Below are 18,942 nucleotides of genomic sequence, written 5' to 3' on the forward strand. Positions count from 1 at the left end.
TTGCAGCACCCTGACGGTCACCAGGTTAATCGACCTTCTGAGTCCTTCTCTAAAAGTGGTTGGACCGCCGACGGATAAATCATAATTTCGGGGAGACCAACGAGTGCCATCCGGCATGAAGGTCACAACCGGTTGATTCAACACTTCATAGGTTGGCGGGTAGCCATTGTCGATGGCCACAGTGTAAACGAATGGTTTAAAAGCAGACCCGGGTTGGCGATGTGCCTGCACAGCCCGGTTGAATTTATACTTAGAGAAATCCCGGCCGCCAACCATGGCCAGAATATGACCGTTTCTCGGGTCGATAGAGACTAGCGCTACCTGTGCGGGCACTTTTTCCAAAACCAAAGAATCAACAAAAGTTGAGTCCCGCAGGAGGCTTTTAATGTCGTTATTTTCAACGAAAGTAGAATCGAGAAGATCTTTGATCATATTTTTTTTAATGAGAGCTGCTTTAACTTTCGACTGTAATTCAGGAAGGTGATTTTGAACGGCCCGTTCGGCAACGGTTTGAGCTCTGGAGTCTATCGTCGTGTAAATCGACAGACCGTCTGTGTATAAATTGTAGCCGTATTTATCCTGCAGGTTTTTTCGTACATATTCAGTAAAATAAGGCGCGAGCCCGTAAGCAGTATTTTGAGTTTCTAAAATCTCAATCGGCTTCTTGACATTTTCAGCATATTCATCTTCGCTGATAAAATTAATATCCCGCATAGAAGTTAGAACCACATTTCTGCGACTTAAGGCTTTGTTCGGGTGCCAAATAGGGGTATAATGTGAAGGCGCTTTCAACAAGCCAACCAGCATGGCACATTCATCCGTTGTCAGCTCCTGAACATCTTTGTTGAAATATTTTATCGAAGCTGACTGAGCGCCATAAGACCCATGGCCGAAATTCATATGGTTCAAATACATTTCGAGGATTTCAACTTTTGTGTAAGTACGTTCAATTTGAATGGCAGTTATTATCTCTTTAATTTTACGTGTTATTGTTCGCTCCAGGGTGAGATAAAGTTGGCGCGCCAATTGTTGAGTAAGGGTACTTACTGCGCTTGGCCTTTTGAAAGTAACCATGCTGGTCAAAGCGACTGTAGCAAATCTTCTTAAATCAATACCCCAATGGTCGTAGAATTTTCGGTCTTCGGTGGCAATCAACGCTTTAACCAATGCGTCGGGCAGTTCTTCCAGCGGTACAAAGCTTCTTTTTTCTTCATAAAATTCGGTGATAATTTTCAAATCAGAAGAATAGACTTTTGAAGACAGCTTCGGTTTGTACGACTCTAACTGGCTTAAGGAGGGCAAATCCCGGCCCATGATGTAAAGAAAAATGACGCCACTCAAACCGATGATAAATAAAACAAGCACAGTACGGCCAAATGTGGTACTAAAAAATCTACTTCTCGTTTTCGTAAAAGAGCCGTCTTCGGAAACCCGGAAATTTCTTTTCATGATGTTAAGCTTTGCAAGGATAGAAATTAATTAATTCTGGAAACTTATACAATTCAAGCTCTAAGAAGTTTCGGGGAACTTCTTTTCATTTCTCTTGCCCCATGATTTTAATTCAAGTTTTTTACCGGTCATTTCCAAATAAGTAAACTTCTTCATCCAGTCACCTAAATTGATATAATAGCCGGAATTGATTTTCTCAAATAATGGAACGTGGGTGTGCCCTAAAATAACCGCCTGAAATCCCTCATTCAATTTTGAGGTTGCAAAATTCCGGTAATCTTGTTCATATCGCTTTTCTTCCCTCTCCTTACTTTTAGCAGAAACTTTCATCGCCAAAGGAATGCCGATATCAGGATGCAGCAGCCGGTACAAAAAAATATTAACCGGACTTTTAAAAACTCGTTTCTGCAATCTGAGGGACCAGTTCCGCTTGGCCAACCCGTCTCCATGCGCAATAAACAGTTTGAGCGAGTTGTGGCTTACTTCTACGGGTTCGTGGTAAATTTTGACGCCAATTTCATTTTGCAAATAACCATCTTGCCACAAATCATGATTACCGGTGAGATATCGAACTTCAATGCCGGATTCGACCAGTTGATTAAGATTAGCCAAAACTTTGAGATTGACTTTAGGGATGACTTTGGAGTATTCGAACCAGAAGTCATAAAGGTCGCCTACAATATAAAGATAATCGGCTTTTTTTTTAATGGAATTAAAAAATGAAATTAAATTAGTAATTTTTATTTTTTCTATTTCTTCCGAGTGCGCACCTAAATGGGCGTCTGAGATAAAGTAGATTTTTTTCATTCAATGTAGCCGACAATATGGTATAAAAATACGACCAAAGTATACGATGCCATCGTATAAAACGCAAGTTATTTTCCTTTAAAAAATTTGCGTCTCGCTGCCTTTTTAATTAAAACATTATTAGTACCATTAAAATGTGCTCCGAGTTTATTCAATCTAAAATAGAGTCAATTTTGCAGAAAATTATTAGGATTATTTAAACATGGGAGCACGTAATCAAACAGCCAAACTTTCGATTGAAAATTAAATCACCAAAAAAATGTTGACAAAATTCAAAAGAATCCTTACTATACATCGTTCGCCGGAATATTGTTAATTCGTTTTAAAATTTTAATTTTACGGAAGGAGTTCATTTCATGAGCTTAGAAGCTTTAGGGATGATCGAAACCAGGGGACTTATTGGAGCGATTGAAGCTGCTGATGCAATGGTAAAGGCAGCCAAAGTCGTGCTTATCGGCAAAGAAAAAATTGGTGGTGGATTTGTTACCGTCATGGTTCGCGGTGACACCGGCGCTGTGAAAGCGGCTACCGACGCCGGAGCATCGGCGGCGGAAAAAGTCGGTGAACTGGTTTCCGTCCACGTCATCCCAAGACCCCATGAGGATGTTGAAATGATTCTACCAAAAGTAGCGTCATAGTAGAGCATCATCATTTTTTTAAAAAACCAGCTTAATTGGACTTTTGGGAATAATGCATGGATGAAAAAGCATTAGGTCTCGTTGAAACGAAGGGTTTGGTCGGGGCAATTGAAGCTGCTGACGCTATGCTCAAAACGGCCGCCGTTCAGCTGATCGGAATTGAAAATACCATTGCAGCTCTATTGACTGTCAAAGTTGTCGGGGAAACAGGAGCGGTAAAGGCGGCAGTCGATGCCGGAGCCTCTGCGGCAGAAAAGGTGGGGGAATTGATATCCGTACACGTCATTCCAAGACCGCATGACGATACGGAAAGCATCATCTATAATCAGAGTGATGACATAAACTCTGGAGGTTCGGCTGCGAACCTAACTATTGAAAAAGTAAAAGCAATGCCGGTTAGACAGTTGCGCAGCCTGGCCCGAGATGTTGCCGGTTTTCCGATTCAAGGGAGAGAAATTTCAAGGGCGAACAAGGAAATACTTGTAGAAAAATTTCAGGAGTATTTTAACAAATAGCTCCACATTTCTGTGGAGCTATTTGTTTTTGTATATGCAGGCAATCAGGGTTCCTTCTTATGCTAAACTAAACTTAGGGTTGTTTATCCTTGGGGTTCGGGACGACGGGTTCCACGAAATTGAGACTATCCTTCAGCAAATCGACTTAAACGATGAAATCGAGGTCAAATTAACTGATTCTTCTAAGATAGAATTCAGTTGCGACCATCCTGACTTACAAGAGGCGAATTCAAATCTTTGTGTGCGTGCTGCAAATTTTCTCAAACAAACCACCGGGATTCAAAAAGGCGCTCAAATTTATTTAAGCAAAACCATTCCGATGGGTGCCGGACTTGGAGGTGGCAGCAGCAACGCAGCTGTAGTTTTGCTTTGTTTAAATAAACTATGGGGATTAAATCTTAGTGCCCAAGAACTTCAGGCAATTGCCTCACAATTAGGTTCCGATATCCCGTTTTTCATATTAGGGGGAACCGCAGTTGCAACTGGCAGGGGAAATTTACTTCGACCCGCTAAATTAACTGGCGAACCGACTATTGTGGTCGTGTTTCCAAAAATTTCGGTCTCCACAAAGTGGGCCTACAAGCAAGTGAATTTAAGCTTGACAATTAGGGAAAAAAACATTATCTTACCGCATTTTAACGATATAAATTACAGTAATGCGGATTTTGTAAAATCTTTGAAAAACGAATTTGAAGAAATAGTCTTTACCGAATATCCACTTTTGGAACAAATCAAAAAACAAATCAACCAAAGCAAGGCGATTTACACAAGTATGTCGGGATCCGGATCAGCTATTTTTGGAATTTTTGAGAAGGAGGAGGATGCCTTAGAGGTAAAGCGGTTTTTTCAGAATGAATATCCCACATTTGTCACCCGGCCGATAAATTGGGGATACCAAGGAGTGGAGAACAAATTTTAGTTGAGGCCCTCGCTGTACATTTCATACATTTAAATGTCATTTCTACGGAGGGAGCATGGAGATAACAGAAATTAATATCAGTATAAGAAATGAGGAAAAATTAAAAGCTTTCGTGAATGTAACTTTTGATGATTCCTTCGTTGTAAGGGGGATGAAAGTCATAAAAGGTTCGAATGGCTACTTTATCAGTATGCCGAGCAGAAAGATGCCTGACGGCTCGTATCGGGATATCGCTCATCCCATTCGAAATGAATTTCGTGAGTATCTTGAAGCAGAAATTCTCAACGAATACCGGGTATCCCTTGAGGAAGAGGGTGGCGAAATTACAGAAAAAATAGAACCTGCTGTTCATGAACATATAGAAAATCCTTAAATTTTTATAAGGTTTCCCATTTAAATTTAAAACTGGGGCGTCGCCAAGCGGCAAGGCACAGGGTTTTGGTCCCTGCATTCGGAGGTTCGAATCCCCCCGCCCCAGCATATCACAAAAAACGAGACAAACTCAAAATGGCGGAATCCAAAACGGATTACCGTCATTTTCTATGCTAAGAAGATTTAAATCATGCTTCCAAACCCCATTTTATTTTCAGGAAATGCCAACAGAGGCATAGCCGAAAAAATTGCCAACTATATGGAAGTCTCCTTGGGTGATGCCGAGATAAGGCACTTTAGTGACGATGAAATCTGGGTAAAATACAAGCAGAATATTCGAGGAGCCGATGTATTCATTATTCAGCCGACAAATTCACCGGCACAGAATATTTTAGAATTGTTAATCATGCTGGACGCGGCGCACCGGGCTTCAGCCGAAAGAATCACAGCGGTCATTCCCTATTTTGGTTATGCGCGGCAGGACAGAAAAGATCAGCCCCGGGTTTCCATCACGGCTAAGCTAGTTGCCAATTTAATTGCCACCGCCGGCGCAGATAGAGTTCTAACAATGGATTTACATGCGCCGCAGATACAGGGCTTCTTTGATATACCGGTAGACCACCTTTATTCTTCGACGATTCTTTCTGATCATTTTAAGGAACAGAATGTTCCGGAGTTAACCGTGGTTTCCCCGGATATTGGCGGGATTACCTTAGCACGAGCTTACGCAAAAAGATTACATGCGCCTCTGGCGATTATTGATAAGCGTCGTCCCAAACACAACGAAGCTGAAATCATGAACATTATCGGTGAAGTCGATGGCAGAAATATCCTGATTGTTGATGACATTGTCGACACAGCCGGGACGTTATGTAACGCGGCCGACGCATTAAAAGAAAATGGCGCTAAAGAAATCTATGTGGCATGCACACACGCGCTTTTTTCCGGTCAGGCGGTTGAGCGTATTTCTAAAGCGCCGATTACAAAAATAAAAGTCACCGATACAGTTGAATTAGCGAAAGAAAAACAAATCAATAAAATCGAAGTCCTAACAGCCTCCCATCTTTTTGGGGAAGCGATAAAAAGAACTCATGGGGATGAATCAATAAGTTCGTTATTTGATTAAAACTTGGAGTAACAAATGTCAGAATCAGGATTAGAAATTCAAAAAAGAGAAATTGTAGGTAAGAAAGCAAACCAGCAGCTAAAAAAGGAGGGAAAGATTCCCGGCATTTATTATATGCACGGCGAGGAATCCATTCCTGTCGCAGTAGATGCAAAGCAGCTAAAGACTTTGATCCAATCTGAAGCCAGCATCATCGATCTTAAATTTGATGGCGATAAAAAACCAACCCAGTCAATTATCCGTGAAGTTCAGTGGGACCCATTATATGGTCATCCGTTGCATGTAGACTTTATGGGCATAAAATTGACGGAAAAAGTGCATGTGGATGTTCCGGTTCACATCGTTGGGACAGCATTTGGCGTCAAACAGGAAGGCGGTATTATGCAGCATATTATCCGTGAGATTTCAATAGAAGCTCTACCGCTCGACATTCCGGAACATATAGACGTCGATATCACCGATTTAGATATTGGTGATTCAATTCGGATTGACGATTTATCCATTGATAAAGTTAAAATCCTAACCGACCCCACGCAGTCAATTGTGGTGATCAGGCCACCGACTATCGTCGAAGAACCGGTGGTTGAAGAAGAAGGCCTAGAAGAAGCTGAAGAAGGTGCTGAACCGGAAGTTATCGGTGAAAAGAAAGAAGAGTCAGATGAAGAAAGTAGTGAATAGTTATTTAAATGGAATAAATAAACGCAAAGGTCAGGAGTTACTTCATTTAATAGCGCAAATTTTTTACTGGTGGGACTGGGTAATCCGGGGTTTAGATACAAACGAACAAGACACAATATTGGATTTCTGATCATTGATCACTTAAAGAAAACCAATGAATCCTCGGCACCGGTAAAAAAGAGAAATTACACGTTCAGTAAAACTGTTTTTGGTGAACAAAGTGTGATTTTAGCAAAACCCCTGACTTACATGAATAGAAGTGGAGAGGCGGTAGTAGAATTAGCCCAACAATTCAAGATTCCACCCGGCAATCTCCTGGTAATTTTTGATGACTTTAACCTTCCCTTTGGAAAACTTCGGGCCCGGAGCAAAGGGAGTGACGGCGGGCACAACGGATTAGCTTCCGTGATTCACAAACTGGAAAGCAGTGATTTTCCCAGACTTCGTGTTGGAATCGGTAGGGACAATCTAACCGATACAATTAAGTTCGTACTTTCAAAATTTAATAAAAAAGAAAAAAAAGAGTTGCCGGGTTTAATTAAACTTGCAGCGGACGCTTGTCTGCATTTTGTTGCAGAAGGCATTTTAAAGACGATGAATAAATTTAACTAATGAAGAAAACAGGAGGACTTAATTTTGATTAGCATTGCCGTAGCAGCTAGTTTGGTTGCTTTAGCTTTTGTGGTCTATCTGATCTTTGATGTCATGAAAAAAGATCAAGGAAATGACCGCATGATCCAGATTTCGAAGGCAATTCAAGAAGGAGCTAAAGCATTTCTAAAACGTGAATATATGTACATCGGCAGCTTTGTGGCAGTCATATCCGTGCTAATTGCTCTCGCTCCCCAATTCTCGGATGTGGGATTGGGATGGAGAACTTCAGTTGCATTTATCTGCGGTGCAGTTGCTTCCGCCTTAGCCGGTTACATCGGCATGGGCATCGCAACACGCGCCAATAGCAGAACAACTCAAGGCGCGCTGACCGGCGGCTTAAAAGGGGCGCTCAGTGTGGCAGTCTCAGGAGGCGCGGTGATGGGCATGAGTGTTGTTGGCTTGTCCTTGCTCGGTCTCTGCCTGATTTTCTATATGTTTGAAGGCAAACCGACGATTATCAACGGCTATGCCATGGGCGCCAGCCTGGTCGCTTTGTTTGCCCGCAGCGGCGGCGGTATTTTCACAAAGGGTGCGGACATGGCTGCAGATCTGGTTGGTAAAATAGAAGCAGGCATCCCTGAAGATGATCCCCGAAATCCTGCTGTTATTGCAGACAATGTTGGTGACAACGTCGGCGACGTTGCCGGACTTGGCGCCGACCTTCTCGAATCGTATGTGGAATCCATCATTGCTTCCCTTGCAATCGCTGCTTTAATAGGACTGACAGCTGCGGATACGGTTGTGCGTAATCTGCAGTTCCTGCCGTTCTACATTGCCAGTGCCGGAATCGTTTCGTCCATTGTTGGTATTATGTTTGTCCGGATTGTCGGGAAATCAAACCCACAGAGGTCTCTAATGGGCGGAACGTATCTCAGCGCCGCTTTAACCGGAATCGCAACTTATTTTATAGTCAAAAATTTTGGCGCGGAATTTACCGAAGAAGGCAAAGCTTACTCGTTAATGGGACCCTTTTATGCAACCCTTTGCGGCGTCGTTTCCGGGGCTGTGATAGGCTTTGTTAGTGAGTACTTTACTTCAACGAAATACAACCCGGTTAAAAAATTAGCGGAAGAATCCCAAAGCGGTCCGGCGTTAACAGTAACCGGCGGTATTTCTGTGGGTATGGCTTCTACCGCTGTTCCGGTGATTGCTTTAGCGATCGCGGTTATGCTTTCCTACCATTTTGCCGGCATTTACGGAGTTGCAATGGCGGCAGTGGGAATGTTGGCCACGACGGGAATGGTGGTCGCTGTAGACTCCTACGGCCCCATTGCCGACAACGCTGGCGGCATCGCGGAAATGGCCAAATTAGATCCCAAAGTTCGGGATATTACAGATAACCTGGATGCGGTGGGAAATACCACAGCAGCAATTGGCAAAGGTATGGCGATTGGCTCGGCGGCATTTGCATCCCTCGGTCTCCTCGTCGCTTATATGAAATCTGCGCAAGTCGATGTCGCCGACATCAAAAATCCACGGGTTTTGGCGGGCTTGCTTATCGGCGGTATGTTTCCGTTTCTGATTTCTTCGATGTTATTCAAAGCGGTCAGTAAAGCCGCCTCCCAAATGATTGAAGAAGTCCGAAGGCAGTTCAGAGAGATTCCAGGTTTGATGGAAGGGAAAGTCTTACCCGATTCAGCCAGGTGTGTGGACATTAGCACCAAGGGTGCTATTCAAGGCATGCTCCTGCCAGGTTCATTGGCTCTTGTTACACCGGTTGTGATCGGCTTAGCCCTTGGGGCAGAAGCTCTTGCCGGTCTTTTAGTCGGGGCGCTGATCACCGGTGTAATGCTTGGCATTCAAATGGCGAATTCCGGCGGCGCGATGGACAACGCAAAAAAATACGTCGAGGAAGGCAACTTCGGCGGTAAAGGGTCTGACACCCATAAAGCTACGGTAATCGGCGATACGGTTGGCGATCCATTAAAAGATACGGTTGGGCCTTCAATCAACATTTTGATAAAACTTATGGCCGTGATTTCATTGGTACTTGCACCGCTTTTCATTTAAAAAATAGCGGACACAGAGTACACTGAGACTCATAAAGAACACAAAGAAAAAAACGAGAAAAAAAGATGAAATATGAAAATTTAATATTATTTTTTAAAACTCTGTGTTCTCTGTGCAATCTCAGAAACCTCTGTGTCCATTTTCTAATATTAAGGAGGTGACTTCCAAATTGAGTAAGTATGAAACAACTTTTGTAATCGATTCATTGCAAAAATCCGAAAATAAGGAGAATATTCTTACGAAGGTGGAGAACTTCATCAAAAATAATGGCGGCGAAATTGGCGAAGTTGAGGATTGGGGCAAAAAAAGACTGGCCTACGAAATTAATCGAAAACAGTATGGGAATTATTATCAAATCCACTTTGAGGGACCGGGTAATTTGCCCGGTTTATTAGAGCAAGAATACAGACTCGAAGAGGGTATTTTGCGTTTCCTAACCATTACTTCTGATCCTAGAGCAGCCTTGAAAAGAGAAGAGCCTGTAGAACCCGCAAAGGAAACTAAGGCAGCTGAAGTAATACCCGAAGACGCAAAAACAGAAGACAAACCAGGTGAAAACGATTCTAAGGAAGAGGCCGTTGTTGAGGATGTCAAAGAAGAGGTTGAAGAGACAGAAGATCCTGAGATAAAAGAATAAAGAAGCAAAGGAGTGCTTTAAATTCGTACCGGACGTTATGATAATGTAGCGAAAATTATATGGTGCACAGGAGGGTGCTTAAATGGTAAACCTAAAGATGCCGGACATAAACAACATATTAATAGCAGGTAATTTAACAGGCGACCCGGTTTTAAGAGAAACAAGCAACGGCACTCCCGTAGCAAATTTCTACATTGCTGCAAATCGTAAATTTAAAGATAATACCGGTCAGTGGAGAGAAAATGTATGTTTTGTCGGTGTTGTTGCATGGTATAAATTAGCCGAGAGCTGCTTTGAATATCTAAAAAAGGGCGCTGCGGTAATGGTTGAAGGCGAGCTTCAGAGCCGGAACTGGAAGAATGAAGATGGCTCTAATAATAATGTTGTGGAAATTAAAGCTCGACGGATTCAATTTCTTAACCGGCAAAATAAAAAGGATGAGTCTTTTCTTTTTGAACCGGTGACGGAAGTAACATCTGAAGTGGAATCCGATATTCCGGCCAGCGCTAACGTTAAAAACATCGAAGTCGTTTCCACTGATGAAGACAAAATAAAAAAACAATGGTTTGAATTTTAAGATTTGATTTAAAAGATTTAGTTTGAATTTTTAAAGGAGTTATATTTGTATGCTAAAGAAAACAAAAATATGTAGGTTCTGTGAAGACGGTGATGTTTATATCGACTATAAAGATGATAGGCGATTATTACGCTTCACGACAGAGCAAGGTAAGATTATTCCGAGACGTACCTCAGGCACGTGTGCATCCCATCAAAGAATGCTGAAACGTGCCATTAAAAGGGCCAGACATCTTGCTATTATTCCGTACGTGGTTGAAATGCCGAGATAGTTAACTGGTATTCAATTTCTTTTAATATTTACTTGCAAAATTAGGACTTGTTAGATGAAAATCATTTTAAAAGAAGATTTTGAAAGCCTGGGTAAAGTTGGGGAAGTCGTTGAAGTCAAAGCAGGTTTTGCAAGAAACTTCCTCATACCGAAACAAGTTGCACTTCAGGCAACTCCACAAAACCTGCGGGTTATTGAGCAGGAAAAAGCGAGAAACAAGATTAAACTCTCAAAGGATAAGCGGGAAGCTGAGGTATTGGCAGAACAGCTCAAAAAGGTATCTCTAACAGCAAATGTCCAGGTCGGTGAGGAAGATAAAATTTTTGGCGCTGTTACTTCACAAAACATCTCCGAGTTGTTATCCGCAAAGGGATTTGAAATTGATAAACGAAAAATCCAATTGGAAGACCCTCTGAAAGCGCTTGGCGTGTTCGAAGTTCCAATTAAACTACATACCGAGGTTGAAGCAAAGATCAAAGTTTGGGTGGTAAAGGAATAATCCACTCTATTTAGACCAGTACGAAGGTAATTAACTCAAACATTTACTTACTATCGGGGAGGACTGTAAATGGAAAGAGATTTTCCGCAATGTCAAAAATGCTCGACCGGAGTTCTAATCCCGCTCTCCGATTATGGACGTGAAGGATCATCGATTATGTATAAGGCCTGGGTTTGCACGGATCCGAACTGTGGCTTTAGTATTCGCATTGATAACGGTGAAATAAGCCTTGGAAAACAACTGCAGCAGTCCTCTAAGTAACGAGATATTTAGGTGCACTTAATCGAGGGTAATAGGGTCTCCTTTTACCCTTTTTTAATGAGCAGAAATTAAATGTCTGTGAGATTTCTCAAGAATTATAAGGTCAAAATAGTTGCACTTGTATTTGCGATACTCATTTGGTTTTTTGTTGTCACAGAAAATGAATATGAACATGTCATAGAAATTCCGGTTGCGGTTATCAACACGCCACCAGGCAAAGTCATTTTGAGCGACTTGCCGAAAGTCGTTAAAGTTAAAATAAAAGGTACGGGGAAAGACTTGATCGCGCTCATGGTTCGTACCGGCGCGCGGCTGAATCTTGATTTATTTGACGTCGAGCACAGCAAGACTTTTTACATAAAGCCCAAAGATGTATTTCTTTCCCGGACAATCGGCGCCATCCAATCCAACGAGATAATCATGCCCGATTCGATTACCGTTGTCCTGGCCGATTTTCAAAGAAAAAAAATCCCGGTCACCAGTAATATAAAACCTAAAGTTGCCCCGGGGTTTACAATAGTAGGCGACGCTCGGATCAACCCTGATTCAGTGCTAATTTCCGGGCCCCAAAACCTCGTTTCAAAAATCAATTCTATCGCAACCGAAGAAGTAAAATTTGAAAATCTAACCGACAAATTGAAACAAACCATTCCCCTGGTTTCACAGCTCTCAAATAAAATAAATGTCTCGATAAACCAGGTTGAGATTTCGCTAGACATACAAAAGCTGGTTGAAATTACTATAACGGGTGTTCCGGTCAACATCAGGAATGCGCCTAAGAATGTTAATATTTATCCGCGGCCCTCAACGTTAAGCTTGGTTTTAGTGGGCGGGGGAGAATTACTTACCCAGCTCAATCGGAATGATATTATTGCCTATTTGGATTATAACCGGGTAAAAGGGTCGCCCGGCATTGAACACCCGGCGGTAATTGAAAAACCACCCGGCATTCATTATAAGGATGTCCAGCCTAAAACTTTTAAGCTGGTTTTTGAGGAAAATTTGTCTAACTGATATTTGACCGAATCCAAGATTGCTTATCTTAATGGTTGAAAGGGAGCTATTTTACGTCTCACCGGAAGATGTTTTTCATGACATTTTAAAATTGAAACTCCAGGAGGTTCACCATCTCTTAAATGTGCACAGAAAGAAAAAAGGAGATTTCTTCATAGCTGTCGATGGCAGGGGAACCGGCTACGATTGCGAAATCGAATCCTTTGACAAAAATACCTTAACAGCTAAAATTCTCAAAAAGCACAGATTTTATGGAGAGCCCTTATTTAAACTTACCCTCGCTCTTGCCATACATAAAAAGAGCCGCTTCGAGTGGGTTATAGAAAAAGCTACTGAAATAGGAGTAACCAACATTATTCCTCTCTTAACAAAAAGAACAAACCAGAATGAACAAACTCTGAAACCTCAGCGAAGCGAACGAATCGCCCTGGCTGCGATGAAACAAAGCTGCCGTTCTTTTTTACCCACGATTACACCAGCAAAGAATTTTGAATCCCTTTGCGAAGATTCATCAAATTTCCATATAAAACTCATTGCACACGAAAAAGAGACCAGCAAAAATTTAAATGAAATTTTACAACTCGACGAGAACGTTTTGCAGAGGATAAAATCAGGGATTGTCTGTATCGGCCCGGAAGGCGGATTTACAAATGAAGAGATCGAGCTGGCAAATTCATCCGGATTTTCCACTTTTGGATTAGGGCCGAGACGGCTGAGAACGGAAACAGCCGCGCTGGTGGTTGCGAGCCTAATACTTGATCGAATGGGAGAATTACAATAACAGGAGTACTAAAATCAGATTCGTTTTCTCCTTACTAAATATTATGATCTAACATTTCTCACTGGTTTGACAAGGCAGGAGTGTAAAAATCAGTGAGTGTAGCGAACGTATTTTTACATGAGTTTAGCTTTAGTTTCTGCAAAAATACGCTTCGCTGATTTTTGCACTCCTATTTTTAGCCGATTAATCTTGTAAATGAAATTTCTGCATTAAATGAATTTTTTCATCCTAAATGGAATAATTACAATGTCAACTGAAGTGAGAAATGTTAGTTATGATTAAAAAGCAAAACGTATTTTTACCTTATTAGCCGATGTCTTTTGTAATCGGGGCTTATAAAGCAACAGGAGATTAATTATGGTCGATTGTCTTTTTTGCAAAATAATTAACAAAGAAATTAATAGTGATATCTTATTTGAGGACGACGACGTTTTAGCTTTCAAAGACATCAATCCCCAGGCGCCGATTCATTTTTTAATCGTACCCAAAAAACACATTTCAACCATAAATGATCTACAGCAGGAAGATGAAAAATTGACAGGCAAAATGATCCTGACAGCTCAATCACTTGCGAAACAGGAGAATATCGACGAAAACGGCTACCGATTAGTCTTTAATTGCAACAGTGATGGCGGCCAAGAAGTCTATCACATTCACTTGCACCTGCTGGGCGGTCGCCGGATGCAGTGGCCCCCTGGTTAAACTTTGTTCTTTTCCTAAAATTTTCTTGATTTTCGTACGATAATTATTTAGATTGTAGCTCTTTTTCACTATAATGTAATATCAATATTAACAAAGCCAGGAGGTTGTAACCGAATGCCAAGTGTTAAAGTACGCGAAGGGGAAAATTTTGAGAGAGCTTTGAGACGATTTACCAAAGCCTGTCAAAAAGCAGGAGTATTCTCCGATTATCGCAAACATCAAGCCTTTGAAAAACCCAGCGAGCGCAAAAAAAGAAAGTTGGACGCCGCTCGAAGAAAACAACGCAAAATGTTGATGATGGAAAACTCCTAATTTACTTTCGATTGCAGAGTAACCATCCTTAAAAAATAGAGAGTTCCATGGAAATACAAAATCGCCTGAGCGAAGATTTAAAAACGGCGATGAAGGCAAAAGAGAAGATTAAGGTCGAAACGATCAGAATGGTTCGGGCTCAGCTAAAAGACTTCCAAATCGCAAAAAGAGACGAGCTTAACGAAGAAGACGAAATTTCGGTACTGATAAACGCGGCGAAGAAAAGAAAGGAAGCGCTTGAGCTTTACGAAAAAAGTGACCGCCAGGATTTAATTGAACAAGAAAAGCAGGAGTTGGAGATCATCTCTGCTTATCTTCCCGCTCAATTATCCAAAGAAGAAGTCGAAAAAGTTGTTCTAAAAGTCATAGAAGAAGTCGGAGCAAGTTCACTGCAGGACCTGGGAAAAGTGATGGGCGCAACCATGAAGGACCTCAAGGGCAAAGCCGATGGGAGAATGGTACAAGAAATTGTCCGCGAGAAACTAAGTTGAAATCTAAAAACAAACTAACTTCTACATCGACGGGAAGTGAGCAGACACTCTGTTCACTTTTTTTGTTTCTATGAATTACATCGACTACATCATAATAGCTGTCGTGGGATTTTTTGCAATAGGCGGTTTGTTCAAAGGCTTTCTTAATCAGGTCTTTGGATTATTGGGGCTCATTCTCGCCCTGATTTTTGCAACCAAATACATGAGCAACATGGCCGAGCTCGTAGACAAATTTCTCAACATCCCTCCTGCCATGACAACTTTGCTTGGTTATCTAATCATTTTCGTGGGTACCATTTTCGCATTCCAGCTTTTAAATCATGTTCTGCAAAAAGCGGTCAAAGTCTCTTTTCTAAATTGGGTAGACAAAACCGGTGGCGGAGTGGTCGGTTTTGTAAAAGGCGGGGTCATCATCAGCCTCTTGCTGCTTCTCATCTCAATTATTCCATTTAGCGGAAGCATGATTCCCGGGGTAAAAGAAAGTACCCTTTATTACCCGGCAAAAAACTTTGCACCGAAGGTATTTAATTTCATCATGTATGTCATTCCGAATTCCAAGTCGTTTTATGGGGAGCTGAAAGAAACCTTTGATAAATTCTCCGTGTCAAAGTTGGGGGAAAATACCCGTGGACTTTTGGAGTCCTTAAAAAAAAGTGAAAACTCGCAAGACAGTTCCAATGGCAAGTAATCTCTCCGAACTCACCTCTCTTCTCGAATTCGATAAAATCATCTCTCTGCTCCAGGAATACGCCATTTCACCAATGGCAAAAGAGGCATTCGAAGCTCTTGAATTCTTTACATCCAAACCGGCAATTGAATCTCTTTTAACTGAAGTTTCAGAATTCAGAAGTATTTTAGATCATGACGATCCGTTTCCCCTCCAGCAGATTTGGGACGTCAGAACGGATTTGGAAAGCGCGGGTATTGAAGGACATTACTTGCGAGTCGAGGCGCTGATCCGAGTCAGCCAAAATCTCTCGACCAGCTGGCGGGTGCGATCTTATTTGCACAAAAGGCAAGAACAGTACTCCGGCCTTTGGTCTATTTCTGAAAAAATTAACAATTACAAAAACATTGAAAAAGAAATTTCAGAAAAAATTGATTTTAGCACGTCCGAGATAAAGGACTCGGCCAGTCCCAAATTAAATCAGATCAGAAAAGAGATCGGCCGTGCGGAACAAAGCGCCAGAAAAGCCATCGATAGATTGTTTAAAGTTTATTCAGGCAAGGGCTATCTCCAGGATGACCTCGTAACCTTAAAAGGCGGTCGACACGTTTTCCCGGTCAAACTGCAATATAAAAAAAGCGTTCAGGGTCTGGTGCACGATCAATCTTCCACCGGTGCGACTTTGTTTATCGAGCCTTTTGAATCAATAGAACTGAACAATGAAATCACCCGGCTTAAAGTAGAAGAGAATCGGGAGATAGAGCGAATTCTCAGGGGTCTGACAGACCTGGTTCGTGAAGATTTACCCGGCATCGAACAAAATGTGGCGGTTTTAGCGAGGCTTGATTTTATCCACGCAAAAGCGGTTTTTTCTCGGAATTTGAGCTGCAGTCAACCGGCATTAAACGAAAACAACTGCATCCGGATTTCCAAGGGCAGACATCCTTTGCTTCTACTGCATAAAGAAAAAACGGAAGATGTAGTTCCTCTCGATCTCAAAATTGATGAAAACATTCGCACAGTGGTGATCACGGGACCGAATGCCGGCGGTAAAACTGTGACCCTGAAAACCGTCGGTCTGTTTTCGCTCATGGTGCAATCCGGTGTGCCAATCCCGGCCGACCCGGACTCAAATATGCCGATCTTTGAAAACATCTTTGTCGATATCGGCGACTTTCAGTCGATTGAACAAGACCTGTCGACCTTTACTTCTCATTTGCAGAAAGTGCACACGATTTTAGAAAATGCCACCAAACGAAGTTTGGTTTTGGTCGATGAAATCGGAATCGGAACCGACCCGGATGAAGGCGCCTCTCTGGCGGTTGCTTTTTTAGAAGAACTTACCAAAAGAAACTGCCTCACTATCGTCACTACACATCACGGCGCGCTGAAATCATTTGCTTATGAAACACCCGGCGTAGAAAACGGCTCGATGGAGTTTAACATCGAAACTTTGCAGCCGGTATACAAATTTCGAATGGGGGTTCCGGGGTCGAGTTACGCCATCGAAATTGCCAATCGTCTGGGAATTTCAAAAAGTGTGCTCGACCGTTCCCGTGAGCTGCTTGGAACGGAAAAAACCAATCTGGAAAAACTCATTTTAGAACTGGAAAAAAAAGCGCAGGAGTCTGAAAAATTTGCTGAAAAATTAAAACTTGAAAAAATCCGTCTGGAAGGATTGTCCAGTTTGTACAAACAGCGCTACGAGTCCATTAAAGAAAATGAAAACAAATTAAAAGAAAAAGCCCTGGAAGAATCTGAGCAATTTTTAGCGAACGCAAATGCGGCGCTTGAACACGCCATAAAGGAGGTTCGGGAAAAACAGGCGGATCGCGGAGCTATTGCTGAGGCTAAGCAGCTTATAAAAACTGAAAAAGAGAAGGTAGTTCAAGCGAAAAAACAGCTTAAAACAGAGGGTGTTGAGCAAGATTCTTCAAATCGGGCAAAAATTGAAATGGGTGAGCAAGTTTATTGGAATAAACAAAATGTCAGGGGGGAAATCATTTCTACGCCGGACAGCGCTGGAACAGTACAAATTCAGGTTGAGCAGTTTAAATTTCGGGTGCCTGCAGCAGAACTGTTTGCAGCTAAACCCAAGGCTACCCCCAGCAGGCCGAAACGTCCGATTAAAATCCAAACTTCCGACAAAAGCGAAACACTCCCGGAGCTTGACTTGCGCGGGCAACGATTAGACGATGCGATCATGCAGGCCGACAAATTTCTGGACGACGCACTTTTGGCCGGCTGGAGCCAGGTGCGCATCATACACGGCAAGGGCACAGGCGCGCTGAGAAAGGGTATCGCAGGTTTTTTAGAAAAACACGGGAAAGTCAAAAGCAAAAAAGCCGCTGCCTGGAATGAAGGCGATATGGGTGTAACGGTGGTTGAATTGGATTAAAAAATAGACCTTCCAGGTTTGGGACATCTGCAAGGTTTGGCAAACTCAATGAACTTTTTGAAAAGAATAGCATGACAACCTTCCTGGAAACCGCAATCGAAGCAGCTCGTCTGGGCGGCAAAATCCTCATGGAAAGCCTGAGCGACCTGGAAACCAAACAAGTTCAGCGCAAGCAGGAATTCGATTTTGTGACCCAGATCGACCACCGGTCTGAAGAAGCAATTCTGAAACTGATTCGAGAACGTCACCCCGAACACTCTATCCTGGCGGAAGAATCCGGAGGGAGCAAAGAAGAGCAGGACTATTTATGGATTATCGATCCCCTGGACGGCACCAAAAATTACATTCACGGCTTCCCGGTTTTTGCAGTTTCGGTTGCCTTACAATTCAAAAGTGAATTACGCGTAGGGGTGGTATTTGATCCGGTGCGGGATGAACTCTTTCACGCCGAGAAAGGCAAAGGCGCCTTTCTCAACGACGACCCGATCAAAGTTTCAGAGACTACAGATTTCTCAGAATGTTTACTCGCAACCGGCTTTCCGTTTCGGGCAAAACATTTAACCGAGCCGTACCTGGAGGCATTCAAGGAGCTTTTTTATCAAGTAAGTGACTTCCGCCGGGCGGGCGCTGCTGCTATTGATCTCGCTTATGTGGCCTGCGGCCGGCTCGACGGCTTTTGGGAACTCATGCTCAATTCCTGGGATATTGCAGCCGGGGCTTTGCTAATTGAAGAGGCGGGCGGAGAAGTTACAGACATTTGGCGCGGCGACTCTCACTTAAAGACAGGGCACATTGTCGCCAGCAATGGGCTCATCCATGAGAAAATTACGGCGGCCACAAGTAACAAGTTTAAGGTTCTATGTTGATTTGAGTGGGTAAATAGTACTTGATTAAGATATTTTTTAGCCACGGATTCACCCCATTAGATAAAGATATCAGCTTACCGGAAAACATCAAAGACTCTTATCTAACGGGGTGAACACTGATGAAACACTGATTCTGTTTAATAAATGAAACGCTTGAATTCTACTTTCTCTTTTCCGAAATTGATGAGTAAACCTACTTTTATTGTTGTTGCTTTTAGTTCATTGAGTAACTGTGGCTCATCTTTTGGATGTATTCTTTTGCGACTTTAAGTTCCACGATAACCTTTTCAGCCACAATC

General features: G+C 42.4%; 23 protein-coding genes, 1 tRNA gene and 1 pseudogene. 22 read left to right on the forward strand and 3 right to left on the reverse strand.

Annotation, left to right across the window (positions count from 1 at the left end; genetic code table 11):
• Both IH879_06870 and IH879_06875 read right to left on the reverse strand, forming a co-directional pair.
• Positions 1-1,449, reverse strand: a 1,449-nt coding sequence (locus IH879_06870) for a transglycosylase domain-containing protein (GenBank protein MCH7674659.1), incomplete at its 3' end; no start/stop codon positions are given.
• Positions 1,450-1,509: 60 nt separating this feature from the next.
• Complete coding sequence (locus IH879_06875; GenBank protein MCH7674660.1) at positions 1,510-2,256, reverse strand: UDP-2,3-diacylglucosamine diphosphatase; 747 nt, start codon at positions 2,254-2,256, stop codon at positions 1,510-1,512.
• Between the two features lie 356 nt (positions 2,257-2,612).
• Here IH879_06875 and IH879_06880 point away from each other — a divergent pair, with 356 nt between their 5' ends.
• The 22 genes from IH879_06880 (at position 2,613) to IH879_06985 (ending at position 18,643) form a co-directional block, all read left to right on the forward strand.
• Positions 2,613-2,894: a BMC domain-containing protein gene (locus IH879_06880; protein MCH7674661.1), complete on the forward strand. Its 282-nt coding sequence runs from the start codon at positions 2,613-2,615 to the stop codon at positions 2,892-2,894.
• A 56-nt stretch (positions 2,895-2,950) separates the two neighbouring features.
• On the forward strand, positions 2,951-3,409 hold the full coding sequence (locus IH879_06885; GenBank protein MCH7674662.1) for a BMC domain-containing protein: 459 nt from the start codon (positions 2,951-2,953) through the stop codon (positions 3,407-3,409).
• 34 nt (positions 3,410-3,443) lie between these two features.
• On the forward strand, positions 3,444-4,328 hold the full coding sequence (ispE, locus tag IH879_06890; GenBank protein MCH7674663.1) for a 4-(cytidine 5'-diphospho)-2-C-methyl-D-erythritol kinase: 885 nt from the start codon (positions 3,444-3,446) through the stop codon (positions 4,326-4,328).
• 55 nt (positions 4,329-4,383) lie between these two features.
• The gene (locus tag IH879_06895) at positions 4,384-4,701 is read left to right on the forward strand and encodes a septation protein SpoVG family protein (GenBank protein MCH7674664.1); all 318 of its coding nucleotides are present in this window, start codon (positions 4,384-4,386) and stop codon (positions 4,699-4,701) included.
• 33 nt (positions 4,702-4,734) lie between these two features.
• Positions 4,735-4,806, forward strand: a tRNA-Gln gene (locus tag IH879_06900).
• A gap of 84 nt (positions 4,807-4,890) precedes the next feature.
• A complete protein-coding gene (locus tag IH879_06905) occupies positions 4,891-5,826 on the forward strand; it encodes a ribose-phosphate pyrophosphokinase (GenBank protein MCH7674665.1) in 936 nt (311 codons plus the stop codon).
• A 15-nt stretch (positions 5,827-5,841) separates the two neighbouring features.
• Positions 5,842-6,504 (forward strand): 50S ribosomal protein L25, encoded by a 663-nt coding sequence (locus IH879_06910; protein ID MCH7674666.1) that lies wholly within the window; start codon positions 5,842-5,844, stop codon positions 6,502-6,504.
• A 69-nt stretch (positions 6,505-6,573) separates the two neighbouring features.
• Positions 6,574-7,116, forward strand: a complete 543-nt coding sequence (locus IH879_06915) for an aminoacyl-tRNA hydrolase (protein MCH7674667.1) — start codon at positions 6,574-6,576, stop codon at positions 7,114-7,116.
• 24 nt (positions 7,117-7,140) lie between these two features.
• Positions 7,141-9,168, forward strand: a complete 2,028-nt coding sequence (locus tag IH879_06920) for a sodium-translocating pyrophosphatase (protein ID MCH7674668.1) — start codon at positions 7,141-7,143, stop codon at positions 9,166-9,168.
• A gap of 169 nt (positions 9,169-9,337) precedes the next feature.
• On the forward strand, positions 9,338-9,805 hold the full coding sequence (gene rpsF / locus IH879_06925; protein MCH7674669.1) for a 30S ribosomal protein S6: 468 nt from the start codon (positions 9,338-9,340) through the stop codon (positions 9,803-9,805).
• Between the two features lie 82 nt (positions 9,806-9,887).
• Positions 9,888-10,382, forward strand: a complete 495-nt coding sequence (ssb, locus tag IH879_06930) for a single-stranded DNA-binding protein (GenBank protein ID MCH7674670.1) — start codon at positions 9,888-9,890, stop codon at positions 10,380-10,382.
• Positions 10,383-10,431: 49 nt separating this feature from the next.
• The gene (locus tag IH879_06935; protein MCH7674671.1) at positions 10,432-10,653 is read left to right on the forward strand and encodes a 30S ribosomal protein S18; all 222 of its coding nucleotides are present in this window, start codon (positions 10,432-10,434) and stop codon (positions 10,651-10,653) included.
• A gap of 54 nt (positions 10,654-10,707) precedes the next feature.
• Positions 10,708-11,151: a 50S ribosomal protein L9 gene (locus tag IH879_06940; protein MCH7674672.1), complete on the forward strand. Its 444-nt coding sequence runs from the start codon at positions 10,708-10,710 to the stop codon at positions 11,149-11,151.
• A gap of 69 nt (positions 11,152-11,220) precedes the next feature.
• Complete coding sequence (locus IH879_06945) at positions 11,221-11,412, forward strand: hypothetical protein (protein ID MCH7674673.1); 192 nt, start codon at positions 11,221-11,223, stop codon at positions 11,410-11,412.
• A gap of 72 nt (positions 11,413-11,484) precedes the next feature.
• Complete coding sequence (locus IH879_06950) at positions 11,485-12,426, forward strand: hypothetical protein (protein ID MCH7674674.1); 942 nt, start codon at positions 11,485-11,487, stop codon at positions 12,424-12,426.
• Positions 12,427-12,445: 19 nt separating this feature from the next.
• Positions 12,446-13,207 (forward strand): 16S rRNA (uracil(1498)-N(3))-methyltransferase, encoded by a 762-nt coding sequence (locus tag IH879_06955; protein MCH7674675.1) that lies wholly within the window; start codon positions 12,446-12,448, stop codon positions 13,205-13,207.
• 357 nt (positions 13,208-13,564) lie between these two features.
• On the forward strand, positions 13,565-13,909 hold the full coding sequence (locus IH879_06960) for a histidine triad nucleotide-binding protein (GenBank protein ID MCH7674676.1): 345 nt from the start codon (positions 13,565-13,567) through the stop codon (positions 13,907-13,909).
• Between the two features lie 114 nt (positions 13,910-14,023).
• Entirely contained in the window at positions 14,024-14,221 is a 198-nt protein-coding gene (gene rpsU / locus IH879_06965) for a 30S ribosomal protein S21 (GenBank protein ID MCH7674677.1), read from the forward strand.
• A 47-nt stretch (positions 14,222-14,268) separates the two neighbouring features.
• Complete coding sequence (locus IH879_06970; protein MCH7674678.1) at positions 14,269-14,712, forward strand: GatB/YqeY domain-containing protein; 444 nt, start codon at positions 14,269-14,271, stop codon at positions 14,710-14,712.
• A gap of 70 nt (positions 14,713-14,782) precedes the next feature.
• Positions 14,783-15,400 carry a CvpA family protein gene (locus tag IH879_06975; protein ID MCH7674679.1) on the forward strand — a complete coding sequence of 206 codons (618 nt, stop codon included), beginning with the start codon at positions 14,783-14,785 and terminating at the stop codon, positions 15,398-15,400.
• Positions 15,390-17,777, forward strand: coding sequence for an endonuclease MutS2 (locus IH879_06980; protein MCH7674680.1), 2,388 nt, complete (start codon positions 15,390-15,392; stop codon positions 17,775-17,777). The genes IH879_06975 and IH879_06980 overlap by 11 nt, the downstream gene beginning before the upstream one ends.
• A gap of 71 nt (positions 17,778-17,848) precedes the next feature.
• The gene (locus IH879_06985; protein ID MCH7674681.1) at positions 17,849-18,643 is read left to right on the forward strand and encodes an inositol monophosphatase; all 795 of its coding nucleotides are present in this window, start codon (positions 17,849-17,851) and stop codon (positions 18,641-18,643) included.
• A gap of 137 nt (positions 18,644-18,780) precedes the next feature.
• Here IH879_06985 and IH879_06990 read toward each other — a convergent pair.
• Positions 18,781-18,903 (reverse strand): annotated as a pseudogene (locus tag IH879_06990) (GxxExxY protein).
• Between the last annotated feature and the right edge of the window lie 39 nt (positions 18,904-18,942).

The sequence above is a fragment of the candidate division KSB1 bacterium genome (assembly GCA_022562085.1).
Lineage (GTDB): Bacteria > Zhuqueibacterota > Zhuqueibacteria > Oceanimicrobiales > Oceanimicrobiaceae > Oceanimicrobium.

Coding starts and splice junctions, on each gene's coding strand:
- IH879_06975 (MCH7674679.1), top strand. CDS start 14,783: ATGAATTACATCGACTACATCATAATAGCTGTCGTGGGATTTTTTGCA.
- IH879_06980 (MCH7674680.1), top strand. CDS start 15,390: ATGGCAAGTAATCTCTCCGAACTCACCTCTCTTCTCGAATTCGATAAA.
- IH879_06960 (MCH7674676.1), top strand. CDS start 13,565: ATGGTCGATTGTCTTTTTTGCAAAATAATTAACAAAGAAATTAATAGT.
- IH879_06885 (MCH7674662.1), top strand. CDS start 2,951: ATGGATGAAAAAGCATTAGGTCTCGTTGAAACGAAGGGTTTGGTCGGG.
- ispE (MCH7674663.1), top strand. CDS start 3,444: ATGCAGGCAATCAGGGTTCCTTCTTATGCTAAACTAAACTTAGGGTTG.
- IH879_06940 (MCH7674672.1), top strand. CDS start 10,708: ATGAAAATCATTTTAAAAGAAGATTTTGAAAGCCTGGGTAAAGTTGGG.
- IH879_06880 (MCH7674661.1), top strand. CDS start 2,613: ATGAGCTTAGAAGCTTTAGGGATGATCGAAACCAGGGGACTTATTGGA.
- IH879_06910 (MCH7674666.1), top strand. CDS start 5,842: ATGTCAGAATCAGGATTAGAAATTCAAAAAAGAGAAATTGTAGGTAAG.
- IH879_06875 (MCH7674660.1), bottom strand. CDS start 2,256: ATGAAAAAAATCTACTTTATCTCAGACGCCCATTTAGGTGCGCACTCG.
- rpsU (MCH7674677.1), top strand. CDS start 14,024: ATGCCAAGTGTTAAAGTACGCGAAGGGGAAAATTTTGAGAGAGCTTTG.
- IH879_06950 (MCH7674674.1), top strand. CDS start 11,485: ATGTCTGTGAGATTTCTCAAGAATTATAAGGTCAAAATAGTTGCACTT.
- IH879_06895 (MCH7674664.1), top strand. CDS start 4,384: ATGGAGATAACAGAAATTAATATCAGTATAAGAAATGAGGAAAAATTA.
- IH879_06905 (MCH7674665.1), top strand. CDS start 4,891: ATGCTTCCAAACCCCATTTTATTTTCAGGAAATGCCAACAGAGGCATA.
- IH879_06985 (MCH7674681.1), top strand. CDS start 17,849: ATGACAACCTTCCTGGAAACCGCAATCGAAGCAGCTCGTCTGGGCGGC.
- IH879_06945 (MCH7674673.1), top strand. CDS start 11,221: ATGGAAAGAGATTTTCCGCAATGTCAAAAATGCTCGACCGGAGTTCTA.
- ssb (MCH7674670.1), top strand. CDS start 9,888: ATGGTAAACCTAAAGATGCCGGACATAAACAACATATTAATAGCAGGT.
- IH879_06970 (MCH7674678.1), top strand. CDS start 14,269: ATGGAAATACAAAATCGCCTGAGCGAAGATTTAAAAACGGCGATGAAG.
- IH879_06935 (MCH7674671.1), top strand. CDS start 10,432: ATGCTAAAGAAAACAAAAATATGTAGGTTCTGTGAAGACGGTGATGTT.